Origin of the sequence: Bradyrhizobium sp. SZCCHNPS1003 (genome assembly GCF_032381555.1) — a bacterium.
Lineage (GTDB): Bacteria > Pseudomonadota > Alphaproteobacteria > Rhizobiales > Xanthobacteraceae > Bradyrhizobium.
In genome coordinates, this window is sequence record NZ_JAUHIU010000011.1 from 97523 (window position 1) to 112548 (window position 15026).

Here is a 15026-nt window from a genome sequence, read left to right on the forward strand (position 1 = left end):
CCACTGCTCTTCGTACGCTCCGTGGCTCAACGCCGCGCAAGAACACATCAGCAAAGCGCTCCGCGTCACCAAAGGCCGCCCCGCGGAAGAAGACATCGGTTGCGACAACAACGAAGGCTCCGATTCGGACTGGCATTTCCTCCTCGTCGCCACTGGGCGTGTTGGCGCTGTATCTTACGGCGCGATGGCGTGCTTCGGGTCGAGGCGGACTTGTGTTCCTCGCCGAAAATGAGAGCCGAGCCGAGCTGTTGGGTTCGATCATCCCAGTTATCGAGCCGGGCTGTGATGTGCTCGTCTATCCCCGTTTGAACACGCTTCCGTTCGATCAGCTTGAGCCTTCACGTGATATCGCGGGCCGGCGGAGCTCCGTCTTGAGACGCCTTGCCAGGGCAAAGAAGCCGATCCTGCTGATCACGACGGCGGAGGCCATAATGGAGCTCCTGCCGTTGCCTGCGAACTGGTCTCGTATCGGATTTCCACTTCGGACCGGGGCCGTCTATTCCGAGGAAGACCTTGAGGCCCGTCTGAAAGCTCTCGGGTACGACCTGGACGATAGTCCGGATTATCCCGGTGGAGTTTTGTTTCACGGCAACACCTTCGAGATATTCCCAGCCGGCGCGTTCGGACCTTTTAGGATAGAGCATTCCGGAGGGAGAATCCGGCGCATTGCAGCGATCAATCCGATAGACCAAGAGGTGATTTCCGAAACGAAGGAGCTCCTGATTGACCCGATGTCCGAGCGGCTGACGTTCACGGGCCGGGCTCGAAGAAGGTCCAGCCTATTGGACTATTGTGCGCGCGCCAAATGGATCGCCGACAGCACCGTGCCCAGGCACGCCGACACCTGGTTGAGCACGATCGAGGATGCGGCCGCCCGCAGTGAGCGCGACCGTGCCTATCTCAGCCGACGCGAATGGGAGCTGGCGGCGAAGAAGATCACTGTGTTGCCGCCAACCACTCCGTATCGTGCGACGCCAGAGTTCTACAAGGCAGCCTCTCCGCGGAAGGCCCTCCGTGCATTTGTCGAGGAAGCCCAGCGCGGTAGGGCACGTGTGCTTTTCGTCGCTGCGGTCGAAGCGGATTTGCGTGTGATGGCCCGGATGAGCGCTATCAAGGCCGAATGCGTGCCGGATTGGACGCACGCGACCGCAACGGGCAGGCAGCAGGCCGCATTGCTGGCAGGCTTCGATGCGGGCTTTGTCGTTCCTGGAAAGAAGCCGCTCGTGGTCATCACTGCTGCCGACGTGCTCGGCAGCAGGGCACACCAACCGCAACCGATGAACTGGGCATGGACGCCCGGCTTCGATTCGGGAGACCTCCCTGAACTCGGATCCGTGGTCGTTCATCTGCAACGTGGACTCGCACGCCTTGGCGGCTTGAGATCCATGGGCACGGGAGAACTTTCGGCGCGCGAGATGGTCAGGTTGGTATTCGCCGGAAACGATGCCGTTCTCGTCCCTCTCGCAGAATTGGCCCTGATCTGGCCCTACGCCGCTGAGCTCGGAGACACCTCGCTGGACAAGGCCGACGGCAGCTCATGGCGGCCGCGGCGAGCTGCTGCCGAGACGGAGATTCATGTGGTCGCAAAGGAGCTGGCCAAGCAGATGAGTCAGCGCCGTCGGCGCCCGGCTCCGAAGCTCGTGCCGCGCCCTGCTGTCTATGAGAAGTTCGTCGCGCGTTTTCCCTATTTCACTACCCCCGATCAGGCGAAGGCCATCCGCGACGTTCTGGATGATCTTGCATCGGGGCACCCGATGGACCGGATCGTCTGTGGGGACGTCGGCTTTGGCAAAACCGAGGTGGCGCTGCGAGCAGCGGCAGCCGCCGTGCTGGCCGGAAAGCAGGTCGCTATCGTCGTGCCGACGACAGTGCTGGCACGACAGCATGTCGAAACGTTCCGCAAGCGCTTCGCGCCTCTTGGCATCGATGTTGGAAACCTGTCGCGGGTTGCCTCGACCGCCGAAGCGCGAAAGGTAAGGGAGCGCCTCAAGAGCGGAGAACTCAGGGTCGTCGTCGGGACCCTCTCGCTCGCATCCAAGGAGGTGAGATTTGCCGAGCTTGGCCTGATCATCATTGACGAGGAGCAGCATTTCGGCGCTGCTGAGAAGGCCATGCTGTCGGGCCTCAATAAGAACGGCCACAGGCTCTGGATGAGTGCGACTCCGATCCCCCGCACACTTGCGGCCGGCTTGACGGGCTTGAGGGATCTCAGCGTGATCGCGACCCCGCCGGTCCATCGTGTTCCGGTTGCCACCAAGGTGGCACCGCTCTCGGACATAGCTATCGCCGCTGCCCTGGTTCGTGAGCACAGACGTAACGGTCAGAGTTTTGTCATTTGTCCGCGGATCCAGGATCTCGATCCCCTGCTGGCCAGGATCCACGCGCTGGCGCCGGAACTACGTATCATTACCATTCACGGCAAGTTGCCAACGGACGAGATTGACGAGCGATTGATGGGGTTCGTCGAAGGTCGTGCCGATGTACTACTTGCAACCAACATCGTGGAAAGCGGCCTCGACATTCCACGTGCGAACACTATCGTTGTGTGCTGGCCGGAAAAATTTGGCCTGGCACAATTGCATCAGCTCAGGGGACGCGTAGGACGCGGCGGCATCCGGGCGTTTGCACATTTCCTAACGGAAGGCGGCTCCGAACGCTCGGAAAAACGGCTTTCCGTTCTCGAGGAATTGAGCCGTCCGGGCGCCGGCTTCGCGATCAGCGCTCGCGACCTCGACCTCCGCGGCGGCGGCGACCTGCGCTCCGATCGACAATCCGGCCACACGCAGGTGTTCGGACCGACGCTTTACGGCCACCTTCTTACGCTTGCCCTGGAGGGAGACCGCGATGGAATGTCCGCGCTCTGGATCCCTGAGCTGAATCTTCCCATCCCTGAGCTGCTTCCCGCGAGCTATGTGCAATCGGAGGCGGTCCGGCTCGAGATCTATGCTCGAGCCGCTCGGTGCCGGAGTGATGACGAGCTGGAGGAGCTCGAGGATGAAACGCACCGCCGATTCGGCAAGCTGCCATCTGAGGCCAGCAATTTCTTTGCTGTCGCCAAGCTCAGGGTAGATTGCCGGCAACGAGGGATCATGCGTCTCGATGTCGGCCCGGATGCGATTGCTGCAACGATGCTCGCAGGGAGGATCGGCAAATTACGCTCGCGCTCACTGCAGCGCGAGGGCGATCGCGTCGTCTATCCCGGGCGCAGCGATGAGCCTGCCCTACGAAGGGTCGAACAGTTCTTGGATCTATTGGACGAATGAAGAGTGACGCGTCACCCGGCTTGAAGCGGTCCTGTGTGCTCTCGTCGGGCCCCGAAATGAAAGCGATGGAGCTTGACCCTTGGCAAGGACGATTGAGAGAACCCTTGTTGCGCTGACGCAGAGACGATCGTTCGAGCTGTTCTGAAGCGGCTCGTCGGATGAGGCGTCCTTGGGTTTTTCTTTCGTGGCCTTCGCTCGCGTCAATCGATGCGCGTGGACTGCGTTGCGACCGTAAGCGATCGCGTCTGCCGCTCCACAACCTCTCGGATGAAGTGTGACGCCGCTAGAACTGTCGGGCTGGCAGCGAGTTGATGATTGATGTCCGATGGAGGCCAGCCGCGGGATAGGCTTTATCCCTCAGCTTGTCATATGAGAAGTCTGGTTCCGTTGTCTGCAGCTTGCGAACCATCTCGAAAGAAAGCTCACGGTGCCCATTATGCGCATAGAGAGCCGACAAATATCGCAAGGGGGGCGCAAAGGTCGGAGCAAGAGCATGGCTGGCTTCTGCAAGATGGACGGCCTTGTCCAGTTCTCCCGCCATCGTCCCTGCAATGCAGCTCAGGGCATCGAGCTGAAAACGGAATGGTGCCGCACCAGCGATCGTACGGGCAAGCAATGTGTGCTGGAAGCCGTCCTCTGGTTTGCCGAGATAGCTCTTTGCGATTCCCAGGCAGGCCCAGGCGATCGGGTTGGCGTGGTTCAGTTGAATGGCTCGCTCGGCCAGCTCATAGGCGGCAACGTACGAGCGTCGCATCATGGAATGGACATGCGCGCTCAGGCCAGCAACATAGGAGTTGTAAGGTTCGAGCTCCAGCGCCCGGTACATCAGATCGAAAGCCTCCGCCTCGATCGTCTGGCGGCAGTTGAATTGACGCTCGGCGAGCATGAAGGTGCGCAAATAGGCGCGCCACGCGAGGTAGATGCCGCGTGGCTCGGCCGCGAAAGCAGCCGCGAACAGCTTGTCGGCGGACTCGAAGTTGGCTCTGCCAAGTCGAAACAGGCGCAGGATACCAGCATAGCATAGATGGGAGGCAGACCTCGGAGCGCCATCCTCGATATGAGCGAGCTGATCGACGGCGAAGTTGACCACCAGGTTGATGGTTCTCATCACATTGGTGTCGTTCAGGTCGAGCGTACCGTCGCCGTTGATCTGCAATGTCGACGACCATGCCAGCGTGTTCGCAGGGCGCTGCAGCAGCGCGAGCCGAACGATCTTGCTCGTGTCAGATCCGAACACATCAGAGCGCAGGGACAGCGTGCTGACCGAGGCGCCATCGTCACCAGTCAAGCCATCTCCGGGCAAAGTGTCCGCCGGCCAGGCGGCCGACGCGCTCATGTCGCGACGATCTTGGATCGTGGCTACGCCCAGTTCCTTGATCGTCTTGGCGATGGAATCGACGAGGCTATCCGTCACGACCGCGGCATCCGACGGGCCTGTCCGGCAGCCGGGGATCAGGACGATCCGGTTTCGTGAGGGCCGCTCCTTGGGGGGCTGCAGGTGCTCTGCAAGGTCGGTCGCGAGATTGGCGGCGTGGTGGAGTTCAGGCGCCGGCGCGACGTGCGTCTGGAATCGCGCACGCTCCTCGCGCAGCCAATCCTCGAACTCCTCCTCTGCAATGTCAAAGCCTTCAAGAAACTCACCTTGGGGAGGCGCCATCGTCTGCTGCGGTGACGCGGTAGCGTAACGGGCGATGTCGGTCTCAAATAGCTTTGGATCGAGCGAAATGACGAAGCTGTCAGCGCAAAGCAGAGAGCGGTAGTCGCCCAGCGCCTTGCGGATTTCGGTCAGGCTTTGGCGAAGGCTGGCCGCGCCTTGCTCCTTGCCGCGGCTACCCCAGAGCCTGTCCTGGATCCAGACCCGCGATCGCTTGTGCTCACGCGCCAGCGCCAACATCGCAATGAGAGCGCAAGCCTTGCGTCCTCTGGGCGTGCAATCCTCGCCAGAAGCCTTGACCACGCGAAACGGACCAAGAAGCTTGATCAGCAATTTTGGATCGGAGCTCACATTCGTCGCCCACAACCATGATGTAATCAGTCGTGAAAATACGGAAACCAATGATTGAGTAGTGAAGTCTCCAACACCCTTGCTGTCAACGTGAAAAATCCGTGAAACGCCGTCATTTCGAAGGCGGGCGGCTTGACCGCGCGTGCCGTCAAAACGACCATTCAGTGGTAACGGGCGGAGCAAGTCCGCCGGGCCAGGCAGGGAGGCGGCAGATGGCATGGCTAAGCGGGGAGAGCGGAGAAAGCGGCGAAAGTGGTGAGAGCGGCGAAAGCGGTGAGAGCGGCGAGGGCCGCCGTGCCCGCGCCTCGTCGCGCGCACGCGCGCTGATTACCAGCCGGGAGGGCGTCGTCGGCTACTGGAACCAGCCGTCACACACGCCTGATCACTATACTGCCGGGCCAGAGGCGCTCGATCGCTGGTCGCGCGACGTGCGACTGCGCATCTTCGCTGGCGAGCTGTTGTCGGGCCTTGTCTATGACGAAGGCGAGACCTCGATCTCGCTTCAGTACCGTGGCCGCAGCGATGAGACGTTCACGCCGATCGTGCACATGATCCGTCCCAATGCCGCGGACTTCGCCAAACAAGCGGCTTGGGTGTTCAACTATGCCGCGCTGCGGATGGAACGCAGCAGCGAGATCCTGGCTGAGCTGCACGATTTCACCAGCTTCTTGGGTCTGGTCGGATACTGGAATCCGAGCCGCAGCCCGCACACCGCCGAGCTGCTGGCGCTGATCCTGCAGGTGACGACCACGATCGAAATGCGGGTCAAGCATGCGCTCACCTGCCGGCGTCCAATCGAATACTCAGCGCAGATACAGCCGATGATCCAGACGCCGGGGCATGGCTCGCTGCCGAGCGGCCATGCCACGGAATCCTTTGCCGCGGCCTTCGTGATCAATGCCCTCATGCGCAAGGCGAGGACCGGGCGGGATGATGTCGATGCGACCGATCCAGTGTTCGTGCAGCTGATGCGCCACGCCGAGCGCATTGCCATCAACCGGACGGTCGCCGGCGTGCATTTTCCGGTCGACAGCGTGGCCGGTATGGTGCTGGGCTGGACCTTGGCGGAGCTGTTCATTGCGCGCTGCTCCGGCTGCGGCCAGGTCACGATGCGCAAGTTCGACGGGCGGGGGTTCAACGACGATTTCCGCTACGACGATGTGCTGGCGATGTCCTACAGGCGATCGGCCGCTGCGAACGTCGCCAGCGAGCAGGGTGGGGGCGGCGCGATCATCGAGGCCGGCACGCCATCGACCGTTCCAGTCTCGCCGATCTTGCAGCATCTCTGGACGCAGGCGCTCGCCGAGTGCCGCCTGATCGTTGGCTGACACGAAAGGACAGGCGCATGAGAGGCTGGCGAGGAGATCGGGCCGAACGAGCCAATCCCTATCAGGACTGGGAGTTGCGCAACAGGCCGCTCGGCAAGAGGCTGGACTGGTGCAGCGCGCAGATCCAACTGCTGCCGGAGGCCAACGGCAGCTATGTGGCCCATCTCGGCCAGTTGGCCGCCATCGTGGCCGCCGGCCACGAGCCGGACGAGCCTGCTGACGCGCTGACCATCCGCATGTCGGCCGACGAATTCGATCTGCTGACGAAGCTGATCGACGACATCCGCATCGGTCGCGTCCCGCCGCCGGACGATCCGCGCGATGTGCAGTTCTTTATCTACCGGCCCGAAGACATCGCCAATCGCACTGCCGCCAACGATCTCTTCACGACGATCCATGTCGGCCCGCCGATTCCAGGGCTCCGCTTCGACGCAGTCATCGCCGCGCCGACCGATCTCGGCAAGCCGTTGACGGATTTGACGCGGCAGGTCGCTATCGGCGTCATCGATGACGGCATCGCCTTTGCCAACCGCCGTTTTCGCAGCAGGAGCGGCAGATCGCGCATCCGAGCGATCTGGTTGCAGGATGTCGAGCGCCGGACCAAGGATTTCGGCGTCGCCGCCGGGCAGCGGCTCACCGGCGATGAGCTCGACGTGCTGTTTGCGGCGAATGCGAGCGAGGCCGACATCTATCGCGCGTTCGGCATGACCGATTTCGGCAATGATCAGCACAAGCCGCTGGCGCAACGGGTCTCGCACGGCACACACATCCTCGATCTCTCCGGCGGCTACGATCCGACCGCGGAAGATATCGGTAGCAAGCGGCCTCTGTTGGCGGTGCAGCTGCCGTCGCCGGTGTCCGGCGATACGACCGGCGTTACCATGGCGAGCTACGTGCTGCAGGGAGCGCGTCAGATCATGCTGTGGGCCGACCGGATCAGCACGAAGCTGCCGCTCGTCATCAATTTCAGCTATGGCATCGCGGCCGGCCCCAAGAACGGCAGCCACGAGATCGAGCAGGCTCTGTCGCGGATGATCGAGCGCCGCAACCAACGCGGCGGCCCGACCTATCTGGTGCTGCCGGCCGGCAACAGCTATCGCGAGCGGACTACGGGCCGGATGGCTGTGCAGCCCGGCGCCTCCGATCAGATCGATTGGATCATGCTGCCGGATGACGGTACGTCCAATCATCTCGAGATATGGCTCGACGGCGAAGCGATCGCGCAGCAATGGCCGCGTGTCGGCGTCAGCCTGACGCCGCCCGGCGGCGTGCCGCGCATGATCGATGGATTCGGTGATGGCGATGTGCAGGTGCTGGAGGATGACGGCAAGCCGATCGCCGCCATCAATGGCCACCTGGCCACGGTGGCCGGCCAGCCCGACCGCGCCCGCTTTCATCTGTCGGTCAATCCGACCACCGCGCGCTGGAGCGTGAGGCATCCAGCGCCGGCCGGACGCTGGCGGCTTTCCGTCACCAACGGATCGGAGGCGCCGCTGACCGCACATCTCTACATCCAGCGCGACGATACCCCGCTGGGCAACGTGCAGCATGGACGTCAGTCCTATTTCGATCATGCAGGGGGCTATCAGCGTGCGGCGTTGGATGGCAGCTACAGCGATCCGGACAGCAGCGGCTGCCCCATGACTCGCGAGGACACACTGTCGGCGCTCGCGACCGGCGCGGGCGCGCTCGTGGTCGGCGCCGTCGATGCCGCGGGCCAGCCGACGGATTATACGGCGAGCGGTCCGACGCCGGGGCGCGCCGAGCCCGATTGTGCTGCCATCGCCGACCAGGGGCCCGCGCATTGGGGCGTGCTCGCGGCCGGTACGCGGAGCGGTTCGGTGGTGGCGATGCGCGGCACCAGCGTGGCAGCGCCGCAACTCGTACGTAGGCTCGCAGATTATCTCGCATCGCTGCAACCAGGCCCGGTGCTTGCGTCGCTTGCGGTGACCGACGGTCCCGTGGCCAGCTCCGACGTCCCGCCGCCGGGCGCCGCCGTGCTCGAGCCGATCAAGCAGGATGCGGTCGCCGCTTCGCCGTGTGACAAGGCCCGTATCGGCGGTTTCATCCTGCGTGCGAGCGGCCACCCCGGCCTGCCGCCGCGGACCTATCCGCGCAGCCCAAACTTGCGCTGATCCCGACTCCCTGGTTCGCCGCCGCGCAATTGCAGCATGCTGGCAGACAGTGAGCCAGCACAGGCGCGCGCCTCGACTCCCAGCCTGGATCCGATGCCTCTTGTGCTGCGCCCTTGCCGACGCGCGCGATAGCGCAAGTGCGTGAGTGCAGATGGCGTCGTTCCGATGCATTTTTGACGATGCTCTTGCGATGTCCTGACGATCGTCTCACACCACCTCAGCATAGTTCCTCCCGTGCAAACGAGACAACAGGAGGATTCAATGCGCAGATCCAATATTCGTATCGTGATGGGCTTGATCATCTCGCCCTTGCTGATGTCCCAGGCCTCCGGTCAGAACCTCAAGGACCTGGTGCCGACCTATCAGCCGCATCAACAAACCGACAGCGAGCGGTTGCAGAACTTCCGCACTCCAGCCCCGCCTCCGACCAACTATCCGAACATCAGCCGTGATCCTTCCACCAACGAGCCGCGGCTCAACGTCAACCGCGATGTCTCGCTCGGCGGCAACGTGACCCGCAACAGCGCCGAGGGAAACGTCCGCTTCCCGATTCCGGGATCTCGCTAGGCGCTGTTCGGCGACCTGGATGGCAGCTCGCCGTCCAGGCGCGGCGTCTCGAAAGCGGGCCGCTGATTCAAACAATCATGATGACCTGAGGAGATTGCAGATGAAGAGTCTTCGACTGATGGCCTGCTCCGCCATGCTGTTGCCCAGCGTCGCTCTGGCGCAACAGCAGATTCCGACAGGCTCACTGCCGCCCGACATCGCGGCCGCGATCAAGGCGGCTCCGCTGACGCAGACGCTGATTCCGATCAGCGGTGAGGAGAAATTCGCGCAGCAGATCATCAAGGCAGACGAGATTTCCTTCGCGGCGGGGGCAAAGCTGACGCTGACCGGATTGAACTATCCCTACATCGTGGTGGCCGCGCAACGCATCAAGTTCGCCAACCCCGACAGCTACAGCATCATCCAGCGCGATCCGCAGGCCGTGGCCGCCGTCGGCAGTGACGGCCCTGCAGGTCCCAATGGCGCCGACAATCCCGGCGAGACCAACCGGACCGGCAATCCAGGCTATCCCGGCGGCCCTGGCGGGCCTGCCGTGGCCGGACAGACCCGGCAACTGCCCGACGTCTATCTGGTCGCCGGAGAGCTCTCCGATCCGAAAGGGCCGATCCCGGCTGGTCTTCTCAACCTCGTCCTTCTCTTCCGCGGCATTGACGGCGGCGATGGTGGGACCGGGGGAAAAGGTGGCAACGGCGGTCGGGCCGGAAACGGCAAGGAAGGGGCCACGAGTCTGTTCGACTGCAAGGAGGGTGGCGGCCCCGGCGGGACGGGAGGCGCTGCCGGTCCCGGAGGACGCGGCGGTGACGCCGGCGCTGGGGGACAAGGCGCCGATCTCGTCTTCGTCACGACCAGACCTGCCTACGAAGTCCTGAGCTATTCGCGGATCAACAATGTCGGCGGGCGGGCCGGGCTCCCCGGTCGGGGCGGCAGCCCGGGCAATCCGGGCCCCGGCGGCCAGGGCGCGCCGGCCAATGGCTGGTGCAAGGGCACGGGTGGAGGATCGCCAGGCAATTTCCCGTCGCCTGCAAACCTCGGCTTCGGCAATCCGTCTGCGGACGGCGCAAAGGGAACGGTCACGGCGGTCATTCTTCCGTCCGTCGGTCCTCTGTTTGGCAAGTGATGCGGCGAGCGGCGGATGAAACCTGCAGGCCGCGTCCTGCAGTTTTCATCGGCCTGCGCGCGAACGTCGCGCTCGCCTTCTCCTACCAGAACGGGCGCAACGAGGAGACGGCCAAGCGAACGGACCTGTACAAGCTCTCGCTCAATTTCAAGACCTGTGCCGCCTTCGCTGGCTTCTCGGGCGGACGCTGCACCGCCGACAAGGACTGAGCTGGTAGTCATGACCGGGTTCTGGAAGCTCTACGGCTTCACGACGGAGGGAGATGATATGGACAAGGCCATCGATGGTTTCGTTCAGGTGCTGAGCTTCGTGCTCGCCTCATCCTCGACCGCAGCGCTGCTGGCGGTCGGACTGATCCTGCTGCTCATCACCACGGTGTTCGCCTGCATCGCGCTCAGGTCAAAACCGGAAGAGGTCACCTCGTTCTTCAAGGCGGCGTTCTTCCTTTGCCTGGTTGGTGGCATCCTGTTCTCCGCGGCCGGCCCGTCCCTGGCGCTGTTCTACGTGTCGCAGGATCCGATTCGCAGGAAGTCGGTCAATGAAGCGATCGACGATCTCGCCAGCAACAGACGTGTGCGCTATGTCATCCGCATGATCTCGCGCAGCCCCTCCGATGCCGCCCTCGGCATCGACGCGCTGACCCAGCTCGGTCCGCCCCGGCAGAGATATTCCTTCGTCGCCGACTACGAGGAGTTGAAGGGTCATACGGTCAAGGAAGCGCTCGACCTGTTCGGCATCGGCTATGTCGCCGGATACCGTGTATCAGTCGTGATCTTTCCCCTGCAGATCGATCTCTATCCGGCCAATGCGCGGGGTCTGTTGCAGGTCGTCAGCAATGTCGAGGCCGGGGTTGCGCCGGAGGATCGCTTTCTCAAGCCGGGCAAGCTTCACGACGCGGAGCTCAAGGAGTTCGGCGACACCGGCATTCAGACCTACCGTATCGACAACTTCAAGCCGTTCTACCCGCATTATTGCGAGCTGGCGCAGACCTTCTTCTGCGGGCACTACGCCGCCAAGGAGCTCGTCGGCGGCCTCTACCGCGATTGGCATCCGCTCGGCTTCTCGCAGAAGAATCCACCGACCCAACCCTGCACGATTCCCAAGGAGAAGTTCTGCGCCTTCTCGGACTGGGACAAGGTGCGGCAGGACTTCAAGGGCCACTTCGGTGTTCGCGCGTTCCTGATCGAAAATCTCGAGATTGGCAAGATCCCTGGCCGCATGCTGTTCGACTTCCAGGATCCGCAGCGCGACAGGATCCCCGAGTTGGGGCTTCCACTGGCGTTCGACTGACCTACGCTTGGCAGCGAAGGAAGCCTATGGAGGTTAGTTGGCGAGCGGTTTCTGCTTGCCGTCGTAGCGATAGGCGAAGCGCCAAAGCTACGATCCGGTCGCGGTGACGAGCATGAAGAGCCCGCCTTCATTTGAGCGTTTGTCGTCTTTCGCTGCCGGCTTCAGGTGCTGGAAATAGGGGGCGGATACCAACAGAACGGGCCGGACGCCGGCGAAGGGCAAACGGCGGCTTAAGCTTGATTTTGAGGGTGAAACACGCTGGCGAACGCCCAAATGGTGCCCCTGGCCGGAATCGAACCAGCACTCCTTGCGGAACTCGATTTTGAGTCGAGCGCGTCTACCAGTTCCGCCACAGGGGCATTCGCCGGGCCTGTGCAGGAACCATAGCGAAGCGGGCGGACTATAGCGGGCGGCCGGGCCGGGTCAACCCGCACGGACGTGATGGGCGCGCATCTCGACAGCTTTCGCTGGCCGGAGTAGGAGCCGGGACGGCCCGGCATGGGACCGGATGCAGCCCCGTTCGGGAGGACCGATGACCAATACGTCTGTGATGGCGCGCCCCGTGGCGGGAGCCATGAGCCCGGCGGTGGCGGCGGCGCTGCTCGCGGCCGGCATCGCGGCGGCGGCCTTGGCCGGTGCCTGGTACATGCAGCTGGTCTGGGGCCTGCAGCCCTGCGAGCTCTGCCTGAAGCAGCGCTGGGCCTATTATGCGATCGTGCCGCTCGGGCTGCTGATCGCGCTCGCCGCCAAAGGCGGCGCGCCGCGCGCGCTGGTGCTCGCGGGGCTCGGCGTGGTGGCGCTGGCCGCGCTCGGCAATGCCGGGCTCGGCGTCTATCACTCCGGCGTCGAATGGGGCTTCTGGCCGGGGCCGACCGAATGCACCGGGCCGATCGGCAATCTCGGCAGCGCCGGCAACCTCTTGGAGCGGCTCGACAGCGTCAAGGTCGTGCGCTGCGACGAGGTGCAATTCCGCTTCCTCGGCCTGTCGCTCGCCGGCTACAGCGTGCTGATCTCGCTTCTTATCGCCGCCATCGCGGGCTGGGGCATCGCCCGGAAGCGCGCCTAGTCGTCGACATCCTCCTGCGGCCGTCCGAACAAATGGACGATGCCGGGGGTGGCGATGGTGACGAACACGAAGCGCGACAGGTGATGCGCGCCGACGAAGATCGGGTCGATGTGCAGCGTCAACGCCAGCGCCATCATCGCGTCCATCGCGCCGGGCGCGAACGCGACAATGGTGTCGGAGAAGCGCACATGCGTCACCAGCACGATCACGGTGACGAACAGCGCCGATATCGCCACCGCGATCGCGAACGAGCCCAACGCAGCCCTGATATGGCCGACCAGGGTCTTCACCCGCATCCGGGCGAAGCGGCTGCCGATCAAGGCGCCGATGCCGACCAGCGCCACGCCGCGCATCCATTCCGGCAGGCCGCCCTCGACGAGGCCGGTGCCGTGCAGGACGCCGCTGGCGACCATCGCACCGAACAGCCAGCTCGCCGGAAACCTGATCAGCTGCATCAGCATCGCCGCGACCAGCGAGGCCACCAGCAGCGCGAGCAGGCCGAGCGGCGAGGCGACGCTCTGGCCGAGCGAGATCGGCGCGGCCGGTGCGACACCCGCCACCGCCAGCACCAGCGGCAGCGCCGCGGTCAGGATGATCACCCGCAGCGTCTGCACCACGGCGATCGCCGGCAGGTCGGCGCCGCGCTCGACCGCGAGCATCGTGATCTGCGACAGCGCGCCGGGACTGCCGGCGAGCAGCGCCGAGGTGCGGTCCCAGCCATGGACGCGCTGCAGATAGAGGCTGGAGCCGAAGGTCGAGCAGAACGTCGCGAGCGCCAGGAGGCCGATGGTCACCGGATAGGCGCTGACATGGTTGATCAGCTCGCGCGAGACCACGGCGCCGATCGAGATGCCGAGCAGCAGCAGCACGGTCTGGGTCAGGATCGGCGGCATCGCCAGCGGGCGGCCGGCGATTGCGGCGATCGCGGTCGCGATCATCGCGCCGGAGATCAGCCCGCCGGGCAGATGGGCGACGAGGAAGATCAGGCCGCCGGCGGTGCCGAGCACGAGGGTCTCGATCGCGCTCAGGGTCTTGGCGCGGCTCGGCAGGTCAAAGGGGAGGGAGGAGATGATCTGGCGCACGGCGCCTTATGCCAAAAGCTGCCTGCGCGAACAATTCCCGCCGCTGCGCAGGCGCCATGCGCGCGTGCACCCGCAGGTGCCGGTCATTTCGGCTTCTCCGGCGTCGGCGCGGGAGCGGGCACGGGTGTCGCCGCGGCGGCCGCCGCCGCCTTGTCGCGCTTGCAGGCCGAGCGGAATTTGCCGCGTGCTTTGCCCTTCAGCCCCTGCTCGTCAGCCTCCTTGGAGCAGGCAACGGAAATCGTCCGCCGCGCCGCCTTGTCCAGGCTGGCGAACTTGTCGGTGGCGGCATCGGGCCGCGCCGGCAGCGTCAATCCGGGCTGCGAGCAGGCGGGGCCGGCGGTCCACAGGGTGGCAATTGCGATGGCCGCAATCGCCGCCCGGGCAGTGAATCTCATGCTGAAGTCCTCGAACGAAAGGCACGGCGCGATGTCCGGCGATGCTGAACCCGCAGTGAATGGAATGAGCCGGATCGCCGCGCGACGCAAATTATATTTTCGCGCGGCCACGCTCCCGCCTGCTTTGTCGGTCGCGGGCGTCTCGCTAGAATTACCGTCCCATTCCACCATGCTCCACAGGGAGATCGAGGATGAGTTTTCACGCAAAATCATTGGTTGCTTCGTCACTCGCTACGCTGGCCGTGATCGGGCTCGCGACGTTCGCCGCCGCCCCGGCGAAGGCGCTGACCGCGCAGGAATGCAGCGCCAAGTACAAGCAGGCGAAGGAGGCCGGCACGCTGGGCGGCCAGAAGTGGAACGACTTCCGCAAGGCTCAGTGCGGCAGCGATGCCGCCGCGGCCGCGGCTCCGGCGGCTCCGGCCGCGCCTGCCGCCGAGGCCAAGCCGGCCAAGGCGGCGAAATCCGAAGCCAAGGAGGCCGCTCCCGCGCCGACCGGTCCCGCCGTGTTCCCCAACGCGGTGGACCCGAAATACGCCAAGGAGAAGCCCGGCAAGGCGCGGCTGCAGACCTGCGTCGATCAGTACAATGCCAACAAGGCGACCAACGCCAATGGCGGCCTGAAGTGGATCCAGAAGGGCGGCGGCTACTACAGCGAATGCACCAAGAAGCTGAAGGGCGCTGCCTGATCCGGGCTGACGTGACGTTGCCGGCGGCCGGGGGCATCATGCGTCCGGCCGACGCTTTCGACGCCGCGCATCGCCGCGAGACCGCCGGGCTC

Annotated in this window: 12 protein-coding genes and 1 tRNA gene; 9 read left to right on the forward strand and 4 right to left on the reverse strand. The window is 64.3% G+C overall.

What is annotated here, in order from left to right; translation table 11 throughout:
• The first annotated feature begins 431 nt into the window (after positions 1–431).
• Positions 432–3263 carry a DEAD/DEAH box helicase gene (locus QX126_RS19370; RefSeq protein WP_315783196.1) on the forward strand — a complete coding sequence of 944 codons (2832 nt, stop codon included), beginning with the start codon at positions 432–434 and terminating at the stop codon, positions 3261–3263.
• 283 nt (positions 3264–3546) lie between these two features.
• Here QX126_RS19370 and QX126_RS19375 read toward each other — a convergent pair whose 3' ends face one another.
• Complete coding sequence (locus tag QX126_RS19375) at positions 3547–5250, reverse strand: hypothetical protein (RefSeq protein WP_315782981.1); 1704 nt, start codon at positions 5248–5250, stop codon at positions 3547–3549.
• 230 nt (positions 5251–5480) lie between these two features.
• Here QX126_RS19375 and QX126_RS19380 point away from each other — a divergent pair, with 230 nt between their 5' ends.
• From QX126_RS19380 to QX126_RS19405, 6 genes are all read left to right on the forward strand, one after another.
• Positions 5481–6596 (forward strand): phosphatase PAP2 family protein, encoded by a 1116-nt coding sequence (locus QX126_RS19380; protein WP_315782983.1) that lies wholly within the window; start codon positions 5481–5483, stop codon positions 6594–6596.
• 17 nt (positions 6597–6613) lie between these two features.
• Positions 6614–8731: a S8 family serine peptidase gene (locus tag QX126_RS19385; protein WP_315782985.1), complete on the forward strand. Its 2118-nt coding sequence runs from the start codon at positions 6614–6616 to the stop codon at positions 8729–8731.
• Positions 8732–8992: 261 nt separating this feature from the next.
• Positions 8993–9298 (forward strand): hypothetical protein, encoded by a 306-nt coding sequence (locus tag QX126_RS19390; RefSeq protein WP_315782987.1) that lies wholly within the window; start codon positions 8993–8995, stop codon positions 9296–9298.
• 100 nt (positions 9299–9398) lie between these two features.
• The gene (locus QX126_RS19395; protein WP_315777815.1) at positions 9399–10415 is read left to right on the forward strand and encodes a hypothetical protein; all 1017 of its coding nucleotides are present in this window, start codon (positions 9399–9401) and stop codon (positions 10413–10415) included.
• Positions 10415–10624 (forward strand): hypothetical protein, encoded by a 210-nt coding sequence (locus tag QX126_RS19400; protein WP_315782989.1) that lies wholly within the window; start codon positions 10415–10417, stop codon positions 10622–10624. Before QX126_RS19395 ends, QX126_RS19400 begins: the two co-directional genes overlap by 1 nt.
• Positions 10625–10634: 10 nt before the next feature.
• Positions 10635–11705 (forward strand): hypothetical protein, encoded by a 1071-nt coding sequence (locus QX126_RS19405; protein WP_315782991.1) that lies wholly within the window; start codon positions 10635–10637, stop codon positions 11703–11705.
• 274 nt (positions 11706–11979) lie between these two features.
• Here QX126_RS19405 and QX126_RS19410 read toward each other — a convergent pair.
• Positions 11980–12064: transfer RNA gene (locus QX126_RS19410), tRNA-Leu, on the reverse strand.
• Between the two features lie 173 nt (positions 12065–12237).
• Here QX126_RS19410 and QX126_RS19415 point away from each other — a divergent pair.
• The gene (locus tag QX126_RS19415; protein ID WP_315782993.1) at positions 12238–12771 is read left to right on the forward strand and encodes a disulfide bond formation protein B; all 534 of its coding nucleotides are present in this window, start codon (positions 12238–12240) and stop codon (positions 12769–12771) included.
• On the opposite strand, the gene QX126_RS19420 is transcribed toward QX126_RS19415, so the two are convergent.
• Positions 12768–13853 (reverse strand): AbrB family transcriptional regulator, encoded by a 1086-nt coding sequence (locus tag QX126_RS19420; RefSeq protein WP_315716226.1) that lies wholly within the window; start codon positions 13851–13853, stop codon positions 12768–12770. The two genes, QX126_RS19415 and QX126_RS19420, sit on opposite strands and share 4 nt — an antisense overlap.
• An 83-nt stretch (positions 13854–13936) precedes the next feature.
• Positions 13937–14248, reverse strand: a complete 312-nt coding sequence (locus tag QX126_RS19425; protein WP_315736171.1) for a PsiF family protein — start codon at positions 14246–14248, stop codon at positions 13937–13939.
• A 191-nt stretch (positions 14249–14439) separates the two neighbouring features.
• Between QX126_RS19425 and QX126_RS19430 the strand changes: the two genes are divergently transcribed.
• The gene (locus tag QX126_RS19430; protein ID WP_315755910.1) at positions 14440–14934 is read left to right on the forward strand and encodes a hypothetical protein; all 495 of its coding nucleotides are present in this window, start codon (positions 14440–14442) and stop codon (positions 14932–14934) included.
• Positions 14935–15026: the final 92 nt, after the last annotated feature.